This window comes from Kitasatospora sp. NPDC001527 (assembly GCF_040298605.1).
In the GTDB taxonomy this organism is placed as follows: Bacteria; Actinomycetota; Actinomycetes; order Streptomycetales; family Streptomycetaceae; genus Kitasatospora.
Genome location: NZ_JBEPAM010000012.1, coordinates 86,897 through 104,594 on the forward strand (window position 1 = coordinate 86,897; position 17,698 = coordinate 104,594).

The 17,698-nt window shown below is 74.4% G+C and carries 15 protein-coding genes and 1 pseudogene; 11 read left to right on the forward strand and 5 right to left on the reverse strand.

Going from position 1 to position 17,698, the window contains the following annotated elements; genetic code table 11:
• The first annotated feature begins 39 nt into the window (after positions 1-39).
• The 10 genes from ABT238_RS15315 to ABT238_RS15360 all read left to right on the forward strand — a co-directional run bounded on the left by ABT238_RS15315 (position 40) and on the right by ABT238_RS15360 (position 12,779).
• On the forward strand, positions 40-1,362 hold the full coding sequence (locus tag ABT238_RS15315; RefSeq protein WP_350757851.1) for an MFS transporter: 1,323 nt from the start codon (positions 40-42) through the stop codon (positions 1,360-1,362).
• On the forward strand, positions 1,359-2,723 hold the full coding sequence (locus ABT238_RS15320) for a type III PLP-dependent enzyme (protein WP_350757859.1): 1,365 nt from the start codon (positions 1,359-1,361) through the stop codon (positions 2,721-2,723). Before ABT238_RS15315 ends, ABT238_RS15320 begins: the two co-directional genes overlap by 4 nt.
• Entirely contained in the window at positions 2,720-3,706 is a 987-nt protein-coding gene (locus tag ABT238_RS15325; RefSeq protein WP_350757865.1) for a 4'-phosphopantetheinyl transferase superfamily protein, read from the forward strand. Before ABT238_RS15320 ends, ABT238_RS15325 begins: the two co-directional genes overlap by 4 nt.
• Positions 3,703-5,265 carry a class I adenylate-forming enzyme family protein gene (locus ABT238_RS15330; protein WP_350757870.1) on the forward strand — a complete coding sequence of 521 codons (1,563 nt, stop codon included), beginning with the start codon at positions 3,703-3,705 and terminating at the stop codon, positions 5,263-5,265. The genes ABT238_RS15325 and ABT238_RS15330 overlap by 4 nt, the downstream gene beginning before the upstream one ends.
• Positions 5,266-5,351: 86 nt before the next feature.
• Positions 5,352-5,621 carry an acyl carrier protein gene (locus ABT238_RS15335; protein WP_350568388.1) on the forward strand — a complete coding sequence of 90 codons (270 nt, stop codon included), beginning with the start codon at positions 5,352-5,354 and terminating at the stop codon, positions 5,619-5,621.
• Positions 5,622-5,711: 90 nt separating this feature from the next.
• Positions 5,712-7,364: an ATP-binding protein gene (locus ABT238_RS15340; protein ID WP_350568385.1), complete on the forward strand. Its 1,653-nt coding sequence runs from the start codon at positions 5,712-5,714 to the stop codon at positions 7,362-7,364.
• 265 nt (positions 7,365-7,629) lie between these two features.
• Positions 7,630-8,082: a cupin domain-containing protein gene (locus ABT238_RS15345; protein ID WP_350757878.1), complete on the forward strand. Its 453-nt coding sequence runs from the start codon at positions 7,630-7,632 to the stop codon at positions 8,080-8,082.
• A gap of 88 nt (positions 8,083-8,170) precedes the next feature.
• A complete protein-coding gene (locus ABT238_RS15350) occupies positions 8,171-8,911 on the forward strand; it encodes an alpha/beta fold hydrolase (RefSeq protein WP_350757886.1) in 741 nt (246 codons plus the stop codon).
• Between the two features lie 422 nt (positions 8,912-9,333).
• Positions 9,334-9,873 carry a hypothetical protein gene (locus tag ABT238_RS15355; RefSeq protein ID WP_350757890.1) on the forward strand — a complete coding sequence of 180 codons (540 nt, stop codon included), beginning with the start codon at positions 9,334-9,336 and terminating at the stop codon, positions 9,871-9,873.
• On the forward strand, positions 9,870-12,779 hold the full coding sequence (locus tag ABT238_RS15360) for a hypothetical protein (RefSeq protein WP_350757894.1): 2,910 nt from the start codon (positions 9,870-9,872) through the stop codon (positions 12,777-12,779). The genes ABT238_RS15355 and ABT238_RS15360 overlap by 4 nt, the downstream gene beginning before the upstream one ends.
• 95 nt (positions 12,780-12,874) lie before the next feature.
• Here ABT238_RS15360 and ABT238_RS15365 read toward each other — a convergent pair whose 3' ends face one another.
• The 4 genes and pseudogenes from ABT238_RS15365 to ABT238_RS15380 all read right to left on the reverse strand — a co-directional run.
• Positions 12,875-13,705 (reverse strand): PIG-L family deacetylase, encoded by an 831-nt coding sequence (locus ABT238_RS15365; RefSeq protein ID WP_350757899.1) that lies wholly within the window; start codon positions 13,703-13,705, stop codon positions 12,875-12,877.
• Positions 13,706-13,819: 114 nt separating this feature from the next.
• Positions 13,820-14,224, reverse strand: coding sequence for a DUF4259 domain-containing protein (locus ABT238_RS15370; RefSeq protein ID WP_350568371.1), 405 nt, complete (start codon positions 14,222-14,224; stop codon positions 13,820-13,822).
• A gap of 106 nt (positions 14,225-14,330) precedes the next feature.
• Entirely contained in the window at positions 14,331-14,726 is a 396-nt protein-coding gene (locus ABT238_RS15375; protein WP_350568525.1) for a VOC family protein, read from the reverse strand.
• A gap of 24 nt (positions 14,727-14,750) precedes the next feature.
• Positions 14,751-15,023, reverse strand: a pseudogene (locus ABT238_RS15380) (ArsR/SmtB family transcription factor); the annotation flags it as partial.
• 183 nt (positions 15,024-15,206) lie between these two features.
• Between ABT238_RS15380 and ABT238_RS15385 the strand changes: the two are divergent.
• Positions 15,207-16,031 (forward strand): hypothetical protein, encoded by an 825-nt coding sequence (locus tag ABT238_RS15385; RefSeq protein WP_350757903.1) that lies wholly within the window; start codon positions 15,207-15,209, stop codon positions 16,029-16,031.
• Between the two features lie 164 nt (positions 16,032-16,195).
• Here the strand turns inward: ABT238_RS15385 and ABT238_RS15390 are convergent, their stop codons facing one another.
• Entirely contained in the window at positions 16,196-17,107 is a 912-nt protein-coding gene (locus ABT238_RS15390) for a glycoside hydrolase family 19 protein (RefSeq protein WP_350570166.1), read from the reverse strand.
• Positions 17,108-17,698 lie beyond the last annotated feature (591 nt).

A 17,698-nucleotide genomic window follows, 5' to 3' on the forward strand; every position in this document is an offset into this window, starting at 1 on the left:
GCGGACCGGACGAGGGAGCGTGTCGCCGGCCCTGTCCCCGTGGACCGTGTGCCGGCGGACCGTGCCGCCGGGGCGGCTGCGCTCTGGAGCCGCGACTTCCGGCTCTTCTTCACCGCCCGCACCGTGGCCATGCTCGGCGACGCGATGCTGCCGGTCGCCCTGTCGGTCGGCATCCTGGACGCGGGCTACGGCCCGAGCGGGGTCGGCTACGCGCTCGGCGCCTGGACCGCCGCGCTCGCCCTGTGCATGCTCTTCGGCGGCGCGCTCGCGGACCGCCTGACCCCGCGCCGGCTGATGGTGTGGGCGGACGGCGTGCGCCTGGTGGTGCAGTCCGTGGTGGCGCTGGGCTTCCTGCTCGGCACGCCCTCGCTCTGGCAGATCGTCGCCGCGCAGGTGGTCAGCGGCGTGGCGACGGCGATGTTCCAGCCGGGCGTGGCCTCGATGGTCCCGGCGGTCGCCCCGGACGTCCAGCGGGCGAACGGGTCGCTGCGCGTCGCCGAGGCGCTGGCGGCCCTGTGCGGACCGGCCCTGGCCGGCGCCATGGTCGCCGGGCTCTCGCCCGGCTCCGTCTTCGCGGTGTACGCGGCCACCTACGGCATCAGCGGCTGGTGCCTGCTGCGGCTGCGCGTGAAGCTCGTGCCACAGGCCGCCGGGGACGGTTCGCTCCTGCGCCAACTGGCGGACGGCTGGCGGGAGTTCCGCGCCAGAACGTGGCTCTGGGCGGTGATCGCGCTGTTCACCGTCTACGGGTTCACGGTGGCCGGGGTGTCGCTGGCGCTCGGCGGCGTGCTGATCATCGAGGAGCACGGGGCGACGGCCTACGGCACCGCGATGGCGGCCTTCGGCGGTGGCTGCGCCCTGGGCGGGGTGCTGGCGATGAAGGTCCGCCCGCGGCGGCCGCTGCTGGCCGGGGCCGCGGCGCTGACCGTCTTCACGCTCTACCCGCTGGCCCCGGCGCTCGGCCTGCCGCCGTGGGCGCTGGCCACCGGGTGGGGGGTGGCCGGGGTGGGCTGCGCCTTCTGGGGCGTGGTCTGGGCGACGACCGTCCAGACGCGGGTCCCGACCGGACTGCTCAACCGGATGTATGCCTACGACGTCACCGGGTCGCTCGCCGCGATGGCCCTCGGCCGTACCTTCGCCGGGCCGCTGGCCGACCGGTTCGGCGGGCAGCAGGTGCTCGTCGGGGCCACCGTGCTGGCGCTGGCCTGCTGCGCCGCGCTGCCCGCGGTACCCGCGATCCGCGGGCTGCGCGCCGTCGCCCCCGGGGGCGACGCACCCCACAGCGACCCGTCCGCCGACCGAGCCGCCGACGCAGCGGGCGACCGAGCCACCGACCGAGCCGCCGAGGGGACCCACCGATGACCACCGGGGAGACGACCTTCCAGGGGATCGCCGTCACGGAGCTGGCCGAGCGCTTCGGCACGCCGCTCTTCGTCTACGACGGCGAGGTCCTCGAACGCACCTACCGCGACCTGCGGGCCGTCCTGCCGCCCGCCGTCGACGTGTTCTACTCGCTCAAGGCCAATCCGAACATCAGCGTCTACGCCCTGCTGCGCTCGCTCGGCGCGGGGGCCGAGGTCTCCTCGCACGCCGAACTGGTCACCGCGCTGCGCGCGGGAGCCGCGCCGCAGGACGTCATCTTCCTGGGCCCCGGCAAGGACACCGCCGAACTGGCCGCCTGCGTCGAGGCCGGGATCCACGCGGTGGTCTGCGAATCGGTGGAGGAACTGCTGCGGCTCGACGAGCTGGCCGCGTCGGCCGGCCGGGGCCGGTGCCGGGCGATGCTGCGGATCAACCCGGACTTCGCGACCAAGGGCTCCGGCCTCGCGATGGGCGGCAAGCCGCGCCAGTTCGGCATCGACCTGGAGGTGCTGCGCTCGGCCCGGGCGGTGCTCGCGGGCCTGCGGCACGTCGAGGTCACCGGCCTGCACGCCTACATGGGCACCCGCTTCCTCGACCACGCCGACGTGGTGCACAACACCCGGGAGATCCTGGCCGCCGCAGAGCGGCTCTCGGTGGAACTCGGCGTCCCCTTGAGGACGGTGGACTTCGGCGGCGGCCTCGGGGTGCCGTACTTCGAGAACGAGAAGGCCCTCGACACGGCGGCACTCGGCGTGGGGATGCACGAGGCGGTGGCCCCGTTCGCGGCCCGCCACCCCGACTGCCGGCTGATCATGGAACTCGGCCGCTACCTCACCGCCTGGGCCGGCACCTACGTCGTGCGGGCGCGCTATGTGAAGCAGTCCAGGGGGGAGTGGTTCGTGGTGGCCGACGGCGGCACCAACCACCACATGGCGGCGGTCGGCGTCGGCAGCTTCGTCAAGCGCAACTTCCCCCTCCGCCACCTGGGGCGGCCCGCCGCACCGGCCGTGCGCGCCTATTCGGTCACCGGGCCGCTGTGCACGCCGAACGACGTGGTCGCGAAGAAGGTCGAGCTGCCCGAGGTGGCCCCCGGCGACCTGCTCGGCGTCGAGCTCTCCGGCGCCTACGGGCCGACGGCCTCGCCCGGTCTGTTCCTCGGCCACGGCTATCCGGCCGAGGTGCTGGTGCACCGGGGGGAGGCCCATCTGGTCCGGGAGCGGGACACCCTGGACGACCTGCTGGGCAAGCAGCGGCTGGTCGGCCTCGTGCCCGTGAGCGCCGTGACCGCCGTGAGTGCCGTGAGTGCCGCGACCGACCTGCCGAGCCCGACCCCGACCCCGACCGCCGGAGCCGCGCGGTGACCGGTGCCCCGGCGGTCGGCATCGACGTCCTGGAGCTGGGGGAGCTCGACCGGCTCTGCGAGCGGCCGTGGTTCCTGCGGCACTGCTTCGCGGCGGAGGAGCTGGCGCGCGCGGAGCGGCTCGGACCGGGCCGGCGCCGGGAGTACCTGGCCGGCCGGTTCGCCGCCAAGGAGGCCGTGCTCAAGATGCTCGGCACGGGGCTGTTGCGCGGCATCGCGCCGCGCGAGATCGCCGTCGGCCAGGACCGGGCCGGGCGTCCGCTGCTCCACCTGCACGGCCGCGCCGCCGCCCGGGCCGCCGATCTGGGGCTCCGCGCCACCGCCGTGTCCATCGCCCACAAGCGCCGGACGGTGGCCGCCGTGGCCGTCGGCCGCCTCGACCCCCGCCCCCGGGACCCCAGCCCCCTCGACCCGCCCCCCTTCGACCCCCGCCCCACCCTCCGGAAGGAGCCCCGCATGGACCGACCGCCCGCCACCCTGCCGCGCGAGGAGCGGCCCGCCGCCCCGTCCGGGCCGGCCGGAGCCGAGGGCGACACGCCGCTCGTCGCCCGGCTGCGGCTGCGTCTGGGTCAGGAGGACGCCCACTACGGCGGCGGCCTGGTCCCCGGCGCCCGTCTGCTGGGGCTGTTCGGCGACCTCATCACCGAGATCACCGTCCGCACCGACGGTGACGAGGGCCTGCTCGCCGAATACTCGGCGGTGCGCTTCACCGCGCCCTGCCGGCCCGGCGACTACCTGGAGCTGACCGCCCGGCTGGTGCACCGCACCCGGCTGCGCCGGAAGGTCGAGTTCGAGGCGTACAAGGTCATCGCGGCCCGGCCCGACCGCTCGCCCTCGGCCGCCGAGGTGCTCGCCGAACCCCTGCTCGTGTGCACCGCCACCGCGACCGCGGTGGTTCCGCCGCCGCCCCGGCCGGCTCGGCGCGCCGGTACCGGTCAGACCGCCACCACCCGCCCGACCACCGACGACGGGAGCATCCGATGACCGCCCCCGGGACGCCGCCGGCGCCCGCCCTGCTGCACGAGATCCTCGACCGCGCCGCCGAGCTCCGGCCCGACCGGCCCGCCCTTTCCCAGGGCGAACTGACGCTGAACTACCGGGAGTTCGCGACATCAGCCCGGCGCCTGGCGGGCCGCCTGCGCGCCGCCGGGGTCGGCCGCGGCGACCGCGTGGTGGCCGCCGCGCCGTCCGGACCGGCCCTCGCCGTGCTCGTCTACGCGGCCTCCCGGCTCGGCGCCGCCTACACCCTGCTGCACGAACAGGTCCACGGCGCGCCGCTGCTCCACGTCCTGGACGACTGCGAGCCGCGGCTGCTGATCACCGAGGACGCGGCGGACCGGGCCGCCGCCGGCGAACGCGCGATCGCCGTGCTGCCCCTGTCGGAGCTCGTCGAGGCCGCCTTCCCGCCGCCCGGAAGCGGGCCGGCCGATCCGGCGGACCCGGCCGACCTGGCCGACCCGTCCGGCGAACCGCCGGCGTCCGGCGTCCTCGCGGTGGACCCGGTGAGCCTCATCTACACCTCCGGCACCACCGCCCTGCCCAAGGCCGTGGTCAGCACCCACCAGCAGGTGCTGTTCGCCGCCCGCGCCATCCAGTCGGTGCTCGGCTACCGCGCCGACGACGTCGTCTACTGCCCGCTGCCGCTCTCCTTCGACTACGGCCTCTACCAGGTCCACCTCTCGGTGCTGAGCGGCGCCCACCTCTGGCTCGGCCTGCCGAACGAGGCCGGCCCGCTGCTCCTGCGCCGCCTGGCGGCGACCGGGGCGACCGTGCTGCCCGGCGTCCCCTCGGCCACCGAGGGCCTCGCCTGGCTGCTGCGCCGCTCGGCCAACAAGCTGCCCGCCCTGCGGCTGCTCACCAACACCGGGGCGGCGCTCTCCACGGAGACCATCGCCGCCCTGCGCGCGAGCCTGCCGAACCTCAGGGTGCAGGTCATGTACGGCCTGACCGAGTGCAAGCGTGCCACCGTCATGCCGCCGGACGGCGACCTCGCCCGGCCGGGCTCCTGCGGCCTGCCGCTGCCCGGCACGGAGGTCCTCGCCGTCGACGAGGACGGCGCCGCGGTGCCGCCCGGGGAGATCGGCCAACTGGTGGTCCGCGGCCCGCACGTGATGGCCGGCTACTGGCGGCGCCCGGAGCTCGACGCCGAGCGGTTCCGGCGCCGGGACGGCCTCTTCCCCGAGCTGTGGACCGGGGACTACGGCTGGCTCGACGAGGACGGCTTCGTCTACTTCAGCGGCCGCCGGGACGATCTCTACAAGGAGAACGGCTTCCGGCTCAGCGCCACCGAGGTGGAGGCCGCCGCCCACCGGGTGCCGGGCGTCGTGTCGGCCGCCGTCCTTCCGCCGGAGGGACGCCGGCCGTCCGTGCTCGCCGTGGTCGGGCGGATCGAGGCCGCCGAGGCCCTGGAGCTGATGCGCGAGCAGATCGAGGTGTACAAGATCCCGCGCCGGTGCGTGGTGCTCGACGCGCTGCCGCTCAGCGCCAACGGCAAGGTGGACCGCCGCCGGCTGGCGGTCCTGGTCGCCGAGGTCGCCGCCTGACGGGCGGGGCCGCCGGCCCACCGCAGTGAACCCCGTCCCATCCATCGCAGTGGCACAGTGTCACAGTGCCACGGAGGAGAAACATCATGACCGACCGTCAATTCATCGTCCAGGCCCTGGAGTCCGCCCTGAGCGACGTCCTGGAGCGCGACATCGCCGGGCTCGCCGACGACGTGCGCCTCTTCGACGACCTCCACCTGGACTCCACCACCATGCTGGAGCTGCTGATGGCCCTGGAGGACACGATCGACCTGGTGGTCGACCCGGAGACGCTGGACATCGAGGACTTCGCCTCGGTGGGAACGTTCACCGACTTCGTCCTGGCCACGCGCGGCGGCATCGCGGCCACGGCCTAAAGCTGCAAGCTGGACAAGCTGGTCTAGACCTGCGTTCGCGTCGCTCGATATCTTCACCACGCGGGGGCCGAACACTGTGGGGGTGACCGGGTGTATGCCGACGGTGCGGCGTCAACCAGAGTCGGGCAGTCCGGCCGGCTCCTGCGCACGTTCCGCGAGGCCCGTGGGTGGACGCAGGAGCGGCTGGCGGACGCGTCCGGGGTCAGCGTCCGCACCATCGGCAACCTGGAGAACGAACGGGTCGGCCGGCCCCGGCAGAGTTCGGTGCTCGCCCTCTGCCGGGCGCTGCAACTGCCGCGCGCCGAGGCGGACCGGATCGTCCGCGAGCTGAGCCGCCGCCCGCGCCCCGTCGTCGTGCTCGCCGAGCGCCCGTGGACGGCGCCGTACGGCGGGGCGCCGCCGCACGACCCGGCCTGCTTCGCGCCGCCCGTCCACGGTGCCGAACTGGTCGGCCGCTACGAGGAACTGCGCCGGCTGGGCCGGGCCCTGGAACACCACCGCGTCGCCACGCTCACCGGACCGCCGGGCATCGGCAAGTCCCGGCTGGCCGCCGCGTACGCGCTGCGCGCACCGGGCCCGGTCTGGTTCGTCGACCTCGCCCAGGAGGAGAGCCGGGCCACCCTGTCCGCCCTGGCCGCCACCCTGCGCGACCCCGGCGTGCGGCCGCCCGCCCTGCTGGTGCTGGACAACGCGGACGACGCCCTCGACGCGGCCGCCCGGCTCGCGGGCGTCCTGCTGCGCCCGTCCGGCGGCGCGACCAGACTGCTCACCACCGGCCGCGAACCGCTCGGCCTCACCCCGGAAGCCGGCTGGCCGCTCGGCCCGCTCCCCGTCCCCCTGGAGCCGACCAGACGCGGCGTCCTCGCCTCCCCGGCCGGGCGCCTGTTCGTCCAGAGGGCCGCCGAGGCCGCACCGTTCTGGCAGCTCTCCGAGGCGAACTGCGCCGCCGTCGCCCGCCTCTGCACCGTTCTCGAAGGGCACCCGCTCGCCCTGGAACTCGCGGCCGGCCAGCTCAGCGCGATCTCCCTGGAGGACCTCCTCTCCCGGATGTCCCACCAGCTGGACCTGCTGGAGCGCCGGCGGGCCCCGCAGCAGGGCCACCACCAGTCGCTGCGCCAGGCGCTCCAGCGCAGCTGGATCCGGCTTCGCCCGATCGAGCAGCGGGTCTTCGCCGCCGTCTCGGTCTTCAGCGGGGACTTCTCCCTGGAGGCGGCCGAGTACCTGGTCGGCGGCGTCGAGCGCGGTGGCGGGCGCCGTGGTGGTGACGGCGGCGGGCGCGGCGGCGACCGTGCCCCGCTCCCCGGAAGTTCCCTCGACACCGCGCGGGCGCTGCGTGACCTGGTCACCCAGTCCCTGGTCAGCGTGCACCGTTACGGCGACCGGCTGCGCTACCGGCTGATCGGCCCCGTGCGGGCCTTCGCGGCCGAACGCGGCATCGAGACGGGCGACTACGCGGGCCTGCGCCGCCGGCACGCCCACTACTTCTGCGGGCTCGCCGAGCGGCACGCCCGGCTCGCCGCGGCCGGCGAGGCCGCCCGGCTGCTCCCGTGCGACGAGGACAACGTCCGCGCGGCCGCCCACTACGCCCGCACGCTCGGCGACTTCGTCCTGTGGACCAGGATCATGCGGAGCCGGCTCTGCCTGCCCGAGCGGTGGGCCGGGCCGTCAGGCGGTCCCCGGTCCGAGCCGTCGCCCGGGCCGCCGGCGGATCCGGCGCCGCTCGGCACCGCGCGCCGGGAGTGACGAGGGCGCGGGCGTCCGGCCCCGGGTCCGGTCCTTCGGCGGTTCGGCGTACCACGACCGGAGGATGTGGAGCAGCAGAGGACTTCGTGACGATGAGGCCGGATTCCGTCCCGGTCCTCGCAACCGGGGGAGGGGAGCCGGCCCACCCGCGCCGCTCGCGCCCGGGTGTCACAGATCCGCCGGGTCGGCGGTCAACACTGTCGACGGGGCGGGGCGAGGGGCTCCGCCCGATCACCCGGACACGGACGACGGAAGGTGCACCAGGATGTCGGACCACCACGCAGGACACGTGCACGGACCCGGCGGCGGCCCGTCGGCTCGGGCGGGCTGGATGACCGCGGCGCGGATGCTGCAGGACGCCGGACCGCTCGCGATCCCCGAGGGCGCCTCCGCGATGACCGTCCACATCGAGTGGGCGCCGGGCGACCCGGGCACCCCGCCGCACCGCCATTCCGGGCCCGCCTTCGGGTACGTCGTCGAGGGCGCGGTCCGCTTCGAGCTGGAGGGCGAGCCGGAGCGGGTGGTGGAGGCCGGCGGCACGTTCTGGGAGCCGGGCGGCGACGCGATCCACTACCAGGACGGCAACGCACTCGCCGACGCGCGGACCCGGTTCGTGGTGACCATGCTGTGCGCCCCGGGGAGGCCCATGCTCGAACTCGTCCCCGAGGACGAGCTCGCCCGGCGCGCCCACCTGCGGGCCCCGCGCCCCGCCGGGTGAGCGCACCGTTCCCCGGCCGCCGACCCCCGCCGGACGGCCCCGCACCGGCCGTCGGGCACCCGATCCGCACGACGGAGGACCCAGCCGCATGCCCGCCATCCTCGTTCACGGCGTTCCCGACACCCACCGGGTGTGGGACGGCGTGCGCCGCCACCTGACCCGGACCGACGTGGAGGCCTGGGACCTGCCCGGCTTCGGCGCCCCGCGCCCGGACGGTTTCCGCTCCACCAAGGAGGAGTACGTCGACTGGCTGATCGCCCGGCTGGAGCGCGTCGGTGAACCGGTCGACCTGGTCGGCCACGACTGGGGCTGCATCCTCACCGCGCGCGTCGCCTCCCTGCGGCCCGACCTCGTCCGCACCTGGGCCGGCGGCAACGGCCCGGTCGACGCGGCGTACACGTGGCATCCGCTCGCCGAGGTCTGGCAGCACCCCGCCGACGGCGACCGCTTCATGCGCGAGCTGCGGCCGGACGCCTTCGCCGCCGACCTCGCGGCCGGCTTCGAGGTGCCGGCCGACCTGGCCGGGGAGATGGTCAGCCGGGTGGACGAGGCCATGAAGGACAGCATCCTGAGGCTCTACCGCTCCGCCGTGACCGTGGGAGCCGAATGGGAGCCGGGCCTCGTCCGGGTCACCGCGCCCTGTCTGGTGTTCTGGGGCGCGCGCGATCCCGCCTGCCCGATCGCGTCCGGCGAGCGGCTCGCCGCCGCCCTGCGCGCTGACGGCGTCGTGGCGCTCGACTGCAACCACTGGCCGCCGCTCCAGCGGCCGGCCGAGCTCGCCGCGGCCGTCGAGGCGCACTGGAGGGCGGGCCCGGGCCGGGCCCGGTGACCAGGGCCCGGACCTCGAACCGCAGGGCGGGGGCGTTCGCCGGACCGCACCGGCTCCGCGTGCCCGCCCGCGCGGACCGGGCCCTCGGCGCGCCGGCCCGCCCGCGCTCGCCCTGCCGGACGCCGACCCCGGTGAGCGGCTCGGCCTGCGGGTCGCCGTCGTGGGAGACGCCGATCTGCGGGCCGGAGCACGTCACAGGTCCCCCCGTGCGCCGGGACGGATCCGCGCCTACCGGCCACGGACGGACCGCGGGCCCGACCCGGTGTTCCTGAGCGGCGGTCCGGCGAGGCTGCGGTGCGATGCCCGTTGACACCCGATCGAGTGATTGCGGGACGTGGCCGCCCTCCGTAGCGTCAGGAGGTCGTTGGTCCATCGGTGTTCAGGAGCACGCGATGGCGACCGCCCCGTTGACAGGAGGACAAGTGACTTCGCCGTCCGAGCAGATAGCCGGTGTCCGGGTCCGTGACCTGGTGCGGGATGTGGTCGCCGCCTGCGCGCCCGAGGAGGTCGTGGTGGTCGACGGCCTGCTGCGGCAGAGCGACGCCGAGGTGCTCGCCCGGCTGCGGCGGCGCCGCGGCGACCGGGATCCGCTCGGGTTCGGTCTCGCCGACATCGTGCCGCTGGTGGCCCCGGTGCTGTGGCTGACCCTGGAGCGGGCCCGCGAGAGGATCGCCCAGAACCTGGTGGAGGGCGCGTCGCGCGGCTCGTCGACGCTCTGGCGCCGGATGCTGCGCCGTCGGTCGGCCCCCGAGGTCATCCCACCGCTGTCCCGTGATCAGCAGCGGCTGGTCCACGGGATGGTGCTCGACGCGGGAGGGGAGGCCGGACTCTCCCCGGACCTCGCGCGACGGATCGCCGACGGCGTGGTGGCCGGCCTCGTCCTGGCCGACCCGGACGAGGAACCGGGCGAACCCCGCGAGGGGGCGGAGGCCGTCCCGGGCGACGCTCCGGGAGAGCGGTGACGACCACGGCCGGGCGGAGTTCGGACGGCCTCGACGAACGGGTGCTGGGCGCGGGCACGAACGCCCGCTTCGCCCTCCTGCTGGTCCTGCTCGTGGCAGCCAGCGGCTCGATGCTGCTGCCGGTCCTGACCTCCTTCCGCGCGGGCAGTTCGACCGGCTGCCTGCTGGCGGCGGGAGCCGACCTCGACCGGCTCGGCACACTGGGCTCCACGCTCCGTACGACCGGGCAGAGCCTCGCCTACCTGCCGTGCATCGCCCGCGACGATCCGCCGCTGCCGTGGTGGCAGATCCTGCTCGGACCGGCCGCCGTCCTGCTGCTCGCGACGGCCGTCGCGGCCGTGCTGCCGCGCTGGAAGCAGCGCGGCGGACGCTGCGTCGAACTGGCCCTGGTCGACCGCACCGGCGCCGTGGAAGCCAGGGTCCGGGACCTGGCCGCCGGCCGGGTCGACCAGGTGCCGGCCCTGTTCGTGGCGCCCGTCGTGTTCACCCGCAGCGGTACGGTGTTCGGCGGCAACCGCCGTCCCCGGCTGCGGCTGAACGCGGGCCTGGTCGCCTGCCGCGACACCGACCCGGACGCGTTCGACGCCATCGTGCTGCACGAGCTCGCCCACGTCGCCAACCGCGACCTGACGGTCACCGGCGCCACCGTCGCGCTGTGGCGGTCCTTCCTCACCCTCGTCCTGTGCCCGTACGTGCTGATCACGTTCTGGAAGGGTGCCCGCCTGGTGGCGCGGGGCGGCTCGCTGTTCACCGCGGACTACTCCCGGCAGGTGGTCCTGCCGATGGTGACCGTCCTCGTGATCTCCGTCGTCCGCGCGGAGGTGCTGCGCAGCCGTGAGCTGCACGCCGACCTGACGGCCCGGCGCTGGCGCGCGCCACTGGAGCACGTGTGGGCCACCATGCCCGCGCGGGACGACCTGCGCGGGGTACGGCGGCGGGTGGACGGCGCGCTGGAGCTGGTGCGGACCCACCCGCGCTGGGAGGTCCGCCGCGACGCGCTCGCCGATCCGGCGCCGCTGTTCGAGGTCAGGGCGCTGCTGATGTTCCTGATCGGCGTGATCGCCGCGCTGACGAACTATCACCTGATGTGGCACTTCGTGCCGCACATGGCGATGATGAACGGCTGGCTCTACCAGACGGTCGGGGCCGCCCCGGCGGCGGTGGTGGCGGCGTCGACCGCGCTGCTGCTGTGGCGGGCGGTGGTCCGGGCCACGGTCCTCGGCCTGCGCCCGCCCACCGGCGTGCGCAGCGGGCTCTGGCTGGGCGCGGGCCTGGTCGCCGGGTCGGTGCTGAACGGGCACACCACCGGCGGCCTGTGGCTCCCGGCCAGGTGGGGGGCGCTGGGCCTGGTGATGGCCGCCGCCGTCGGCTTCACCTGCTGGACCACCCAGTGCGCCCGGCTGGCGGCCACCGTCCGACCGGGCCGGTCGCTGCGCCTCCCGCTCGCGCTCGTCCTGGTGGCGGGCTGGCTCGTCCTGTCGGCCTGGTTCACCTGGTGGGACTACTACGGTGCGCTCTTCGTCCACGGCGTCCGGTACGACGGCGTGGCCGCCCGGCAGGCCGTCGTCCACTGGTTCCCCGGCGCCGGGACCGTCCGCCCGGACACCAGCGCCCTGATGGCACAGGTCCTCCCCGTGCTCCGCGAGGCCGTCCGGGTGCCACTGGTACCGCTCGCCGCCGTCGCGTCGTGGGCCGTCCTGCTCCCCGTGTGGGCGGCCGGGCCGCCCGCCGGCCGGGTCCCACCGTCCCTGCGCCGGGCCCTCGGCGCCGCGCTCGGCGGCGGGGCGCTCGCCGTCCTGTGCGTCGGCGCCGTCCAGGCCTGGTTGCACCACCTGGACGTGGGCGCGGACCGGCGCGGAGGCCTGTACGCCTTCAGCTACGCGATCTGGTGCCTGGCGGCGATCGTCCTCGGCGCGGCCGTCGCAGCCGCGGTCGCGGCCCGCGCACCCGCCCTCCGGCTGCCCGCGGCCCTGGTCGCCGCCGGGACCGCCACGCTGCTCGGCATCGGCGGCACAGTGCTGCTGATCTCCGCCGACGGCTGCCTCGGGCCGCTCTCGGTGCTGAACGACAGCTGCGCCTGGCGGCCCGCCTGGCGGCAGCTGCAGGGTGGCCTGACGTTCCATCTGGTCATCCACGCGGCGCTGCTGCTGGCACCGGTCACCGCCCTGCTGATCACCGCCCTCGCCGCGCTCGCCCGCAGGACGGCCGGCCGGCGGGGACCGCACCACGTCGGATCCGGCCCGGTCACCGGGCTCCCGTCCACGCGGCGGCCCCGCCTCCTGTCGGCGTTCGGCCACGGAACGTGTGCCGTGGCGCTGGCCACCGCGGCCGTCCTTCTCGTCGCCGACGCCCACGACCAACTCCGCTCCCACGCACAGGCGGTGACGCCCACCACCCAGGCCCAGTTCCAGCGGTCCATGGGCCTGCCGACGCTCCCGGTGTCGCCGGGCATGCGCTGGCGCCAGGTCCACGCCTGGTACCGGGTCGGTGGCCGGTACCTGATCGAACACGCGCTGGCGGACGGCACCGCGCTGGTGAAGGCCCTGACCGAGGCCCGGCGCGACGAGCGGATCGAGGTCACCCCCGCCCTGATGGCCAAGGTGCGCCCACTCTGCACAAGTCTGGGGAACGCCGCCGGCTGGGAGCCCTACTACTTCCAGGTCCCGGACCCGGCCGCGCAGGCGCTCTGGCACCGGTTCGGGGTGACCGCCCTGGCCGCCGGCCCGCGCTGCGCCGAGGCCGTCGACCGCTCCGACAGCGCCGCCTTCCTCACCTCCCTGGCCGACCTCCTGAAGGCCGTCCGGGCGGTGCGTGACGTCTCCGGCCGCGTCGGGCAGATCCTCGACAACCCGAAGGACCGCGTCTTCACCGGCCCGCCCCTCGCCCCGCCGCAACCCCGCCTCTGACATCGCGCATCCCGTTCACGGGCGGTGGCGCCGAGGCGGGGCCGGGCCCGGCGACGCGGGGCGCCGCCGGGCCCGGCCGGTCGGCCGGGGGCTGCTCAGCGCAGGCCGGCGAAGAGGTCGTTCTCGGGGAGCGCCGCGTCGGTGGTGTCCTGGACCCGCACGAAGGTCTCCACGCCCATCAGCTGGGTGAACTTCTCCTTGCCCATCTTCAGGAAGAAGATGTTCTCGCCCTGGCTGGCGTGCGCGGCCAGCGCGTCGAACTTCTGGCCGCCGAACCCGGTGGTGTCCACCCAGGTGGTGATCTCCTCGTCGGGGAGGCCGATCTCGGGTATCTCCGACTCCTCGGAGCCCGGCTCGTCCCACGCCGCGCCGAACTCGCGCATGACCTCCCCGAACCGCGCCATCATCGAGCGCGGGGCCGTCGTCCAGTACACCTTCGGCGAGATGCCGGCCAGCTCCAGCGCCCTCGTGGTGATGCGGTTGGCCTGGATGTGGTCGGGGTGGCCGTAGAAGCCGTTCTCGTCGTAGGTCACGACGACGTCGGGCCGGTACTGCCGCATCAGGTCGGCGAGGCGGGCGGCCGCCTCGTCCACCGGCGTCGTCCAGAACGAGCCGGGCGCGTCGTTGGCGGCCCAGCCCATCATCCCGGAGTCCCCGTAGCCGAGCATTTCGAGGTGCCCGACCTTGAGATGCTCGCAGCTGGCCTCCAGCTCCCGGCGGCGCATCGCGGCGACCGCCGCCGGGTCGTGTCCGGCCTCGCCGGGTTTGACTCCTTGCGGGCCGTCTCCGCAGGCGCCGTCGGTACAGGTGACGAGCACCGTCCGGATGCCCTCGGCCGCGTAGCGGGCGAGCACACCCCCCGTACCGGTGGCCTCGTCGTCGGGGTGGGCGTGCACGGCCATCAGGGTCAAGGGCCGGTCGGTCATGGGGCTCATCCTTCGGTCTGCCGGGTGTTCGGCCTCAGTCTGCGGCACGGGGCCGTCAGAGAGCGGTCCGCGGTGCTTCTGATCGACTGTTGGGAACGACGGAGCCGCCGCCCCCTATTCCGGGGAGCCGGGCCCGTTCGCCTCGTCCGACGCCTCCCGGGCGGTGACCTCGGCCAGCTGGTCGAACGTGCGGTTCAGCACCGACCGGCGTTCCTCCTTGTAGCGCGGCGAGGGCTCCAGGCCGTCGATGCTCCGCTCCCAGACGGCCATGAACGTCGCCTTCCACTGCGTGATCACGCGGGCCTCCGGCAGGTCGTGGGCGCCGTGGCCGGCCAGGGCGAGGGTGTACAGCAGTTCCAGGTTGCACGGCACGGCGACGCCCCAGTACTCGTCGGGTTCGAGCTCGACGGGATCGCCCGCCATCGCCTGGGAGACCTCGTCGACGAGCCGGTCGACGACCACCGACAGGTGGTCCAGGGCCGTGTCGCTCTCGAAGTTCCCGCTGCCCCACGTGCCCACAAGGTGCTCCTCAGAAGGTTGCCGCTGTCCGTCCCGGTCAGCTGTCCCGGTCATCGAAGCAGACCGCACTGACAACGCCGGGGCGAGGGGCCGGCCGGACGAAGCGCTACGGGCGGTTGTGGTGGACGATCTGGATGAGGTTGCCGCAGGTGTCGTCGAACACGGCCGTGGTGACCGGGCCCATGGCGGCCGGCTCCTGCGTGAAGACGACACCCCGCTCGCGGAGCCGGGCGGCCTCCTCGTGGACGTCCTCGACCTCGAAGGAGGTGGCCGGGATGCCGTCCTTGACCAGCGCCTCCTTGTACGGGGGGACCGCGGGGTGGCCGGAGGGCTCCAGCAGCAGCTCGGCGCCCTCGGGGTTCTCGGGCGAGACCACGGTCAGCCACCGGGCACCGCCGCCGAGCGGGATGTCGTTCTTCTTCACGAAGCCCAGCACCTCGGTGTAGAAGCGCTCGGCCTTGGTCTGGTCGTCGACGAACACGTGGGCGACGTAGATCTTCATGCTCCGGTCTCCGGTTCCTGCTTCCTGTGGCCTGAGCCAGCGCGAGACGATCTGCTCAAGCGGTCGGGTGGTGAGGTCGTGGAACTTGTAGCGGCCCTCGCGCCGCGTCGCTATCAGCCCGGCGCCCTCCAGCACGGCGAGGTGCTGGCTGACCGCCTGACGTGACAGGCCCAGCCCGTGCTTCGTGGAAAGCCGGGCACAGATCTCGAAAAGGGTCTGGCCGCTGCGCTCCGTCAGTTCGTCGAGGATCGTTCTGCGGGTCGGGTCGGACAGCGCCTTGAAAACATCGTCCGGCACACCCCCAGCATAGGCAAGTCGCCACTTGCCTATCCAGTCGGGGGAGCGCGGCCGAGACCGGGATGCCGTGGCCGGCGAAGGGCGGCGGAGATCCGCCGGGCGTTCGGCGGCCGTACAGTGTCGGGCGTCGCTCCCGGGGCGCGGGCGGCGGACGCGGGGCATCCCGTACATCGAGGGTGGGGCATGGACAGCAGCGAGTACGACGAGTACGAGGCCACGGTCAGAGTCCGGAAGGGCGCGCGTTTCGCGCGGTCGAGCAAGAGCCCGGACGGCTATCGCGCGGTGACACGGGACCCCGGCACCCATGAGGTGGGTCAGGCCGAGATCTTCTTCACGAAGGAGAGCCGGCCGGATCCGGTGGCGGCCGACCCGCAGGACTGGCCCGACCCCGACCCGTACGAGTCGGAGGCCCGAGCGCGCGAGCGCCGGGAGGAGGCGGAGTTCGTCGCCGAGGTGCTTGTCCACATCGGCCTCAGGCTGGCGGAGGTGGCCGCGCCGCACGTCAGGAGGTGGTGGCACGAACAAGCGCTTCCGGCGGTGAGGGCGACGTGGAACGACCGGGCACTCCCGTCCGTGAAGGCGAAGTGGAGCAGCGCCCGAAGTCGCCTCGGTGGAAGCCGGGGTGAGGCCGGGGAGGACCCGCAGGAGGTGGCCGTCACCGCTTCGGACGATCAGCGGACGACGATGAGCGGCGCGGAGGCGCGGAAGCGGTTCGCCGCGGCCGTGATGGCCAGGATCTACAGCGACGGGCAGCTCCGGCTCCTGCGCAACGCCCGGATCGTGGACGAGGGGGAGGGCGGTCCGGTGGAGCTGGGGGCGACGGACGATCTCACGCCCCGGCGCATCGGGGAACAGGTCGCGTTGCTGCTGGAGGCGGACCCTTCGCTGCTCGGTGAGGACACCCTGGCCGAACTCGCGAAGCTTGTCGCGCGGATTCGGGCCGACGGCGGCTACGCGCCCGCCCCGGGAGCGGTAGGGGCGCTGCCGCGCGACGGACGGAACGGCTGACGGCGCAGGCGAGGGGGCGACCGCGGTGGGCCGGGTCGTCGGACCCGTCGATCCGCAGGGGCGCCGCCTGCCGTCGGATGGGCGGCCCCGTGCCGCGTGGCCGTCGCCGGCCGCGGGCCGGGCGGAGCGCTCCGCCAGCCCCGCGGCCGCATGCCGAGGGAGGATCAGCAGGAGATGCCGGAGCCCGTCGGGACGCCGAGGATCTGCGTGAACGCCTTGTACCGGTTGATCCGGCTCTCCACCTGGCGCGGGTTCTTGCCGTCGCACTCCAGCGCGCCGTTGATCGAGCGGATCGACTGCCCGAAGCCCGCGCCGCTGATCATGGCGTCGTGCCCGGTGATCGGGCCCGGGCCGTCCTGGGTGTTCCAGTACCACAGGGCCGTCATCATGGCGACGGCCGGATCGGTCTCCACCAGCCAGGGGTTGTTCAGCAGGTCGATGCCGAGGAAGTCGCCCACCCGCTTGTAGTTGTAGTTCCAGCTCAGCTGGATCGGGCCGCGCCCGTAGTACGCCGACTGGCCGGCCGGGCAGCCGTAGGGCTGGTCGGCGTCGCAGTAGTGCGGGTAGTTCGCCTCGTTGACCTCCTTGATGTAGTACAGCCCGGCGGTCTCGTGGCTGATGTTCGCGAGGAAGGCCGCGGCCTCCTGCTTGCGCATCGTGCTGTCACCGGTGTGCGCGAACGCCGGGAAGGCGTCCATGGCGTCCACCAGGCCCTGGTACGTGTAGGCGGGATTCCGGTTCGGGAACATCACGTCGAACTGGGCCTCGCTCACCACGAAGCTGTTGGGGTACGGATTGCCGCCGGTGCCGCAGGTGTACGGCGCCCAGTAGTACGTGCTCACCGTGGGGTTGTAGCCGGGATTGTCGCGCTGGGCGACGTAGACCTGGCCGTCGGTGTACCTGACGATGTCGCGGGCCTGGTAGTTGGCGCCCTGCGACCAGCCGGGTGCGATCGCGCAATCGTCCGCCGCGGTGGGGGTGGCGGCGGATGCCGTCGCGGGCATGAAGGCCGCGGCGGCCAGGGAGCCTGTCGCGAGCAGGCCGGCCAGCAGCGCCTTCATACGGGTTCTGAGCACGAGCTTCCCTTTCGTGCACCACGGCACGCCGGACGGACCCGGTGGGGGCCGGGTCGGCCGACAGGCGCCGTGAGGAAGGATGTTGGCGCACACTGAACCGTTCCGCGTTCATCCGAGTCAAGATCCGGCAAAGTACGTTTTGCAGGCTGCAACGACCTTTGAATTCAATTGAGTTGACGATGGCTCATCGGTAGCCTCGCCGGCCCGGCCCCGATGCCGCCGGATCGGCCGGAGGACGCGGGCGGAGGAGGCGTCGGAGGAACCCGGGGCGAGCGGCGGCGGGATCCACTGCATCACCCCGCAGCAGCCCGCCGGGTGCGACGAGCCGTCCGCGCCGAGGCCCTTTACCCCCGCGGGGCCGCCGTACGCAACGGCCACTTCCTGACGATCACAGCCCTGGACCCCACCGGAGACGGCCAAGTACGGTGGGCGCGCCGCCGGAAGCCCTCCCCGGACGCCTTCGAGCCGACGTTCCCGGGTCGCCCGACCGTGCGCAGCAGCGACGACAGCAACCGACCAGCACTCGACACACGCCTGCGCCGGAGTACCCCACAGGGCTGATTCCGGTGTCATGGCGAGCTCAGGAAGGGG

What these genes read in the sequence shown, in the direction of transcription:
- ABT238_RS15320 (WP_350757859.1), top strand. Translation starts at nt 1,359, where the DNA reads ATGACCACCGGGGAGACGACCTTCCAGGGGATCGCCGTCACGGAGCTG.
- ABT238_RS15350 (WP_350757886.1), top strand. Translation starts at nt 8,171, where the DNA reads ATGCCCGCCATCCTCGTTCACGGCGTTCCCGACACCCACCGGGTGTGG.
- ABT238_RS15335 (WP_350568388.1), top strand. Translation starts at nt 5,352, where the DNA reads ATGACCGACCGTCAATTCATCGTCCAGGCCCTGGAGTCCGCCCTGAGC.
- ABT238_RS15365 (WP_350757899.1), bottom strand. Translation starts at nt 13,705, where the DNA reads ATGACCGACCGGCCCTTGACCCTGATGGCCGTGCACGCCCACCCCGAC.
- ABT238_RS15345 (WP_350757878.1), top strand. Translation starts at nt 7,630, where the DNA reads ATGTCGGACCACCACGCAGGACACGTGCACGGACCCGGCGGCGGCCCG.
- ABT238_RS15375 (WP_350568525.1), bottom strand. Translation starts at nt 14,726, where the DNA reads ATGAAGATCTACGTCGCCCACGTGTTCGTCGACGACCAGACCAAGGCC.
- ABT238_RS15385 (WP_350757903.1), top strand. Translation starts at nt 15,207, where the DNA reads ATGGACAGCAGCGAGTACGACGAGTACGAGGCCACGGTCAGAGTCCGG.
- ABT238_RS15330 (WP_350757870.1), top strand. Translation starts at nt 3,703, where the DNA reads ATGACCGCCCCCGGGACGCCGCCGGCGCCCGCCCTGCTGCACGAGATC.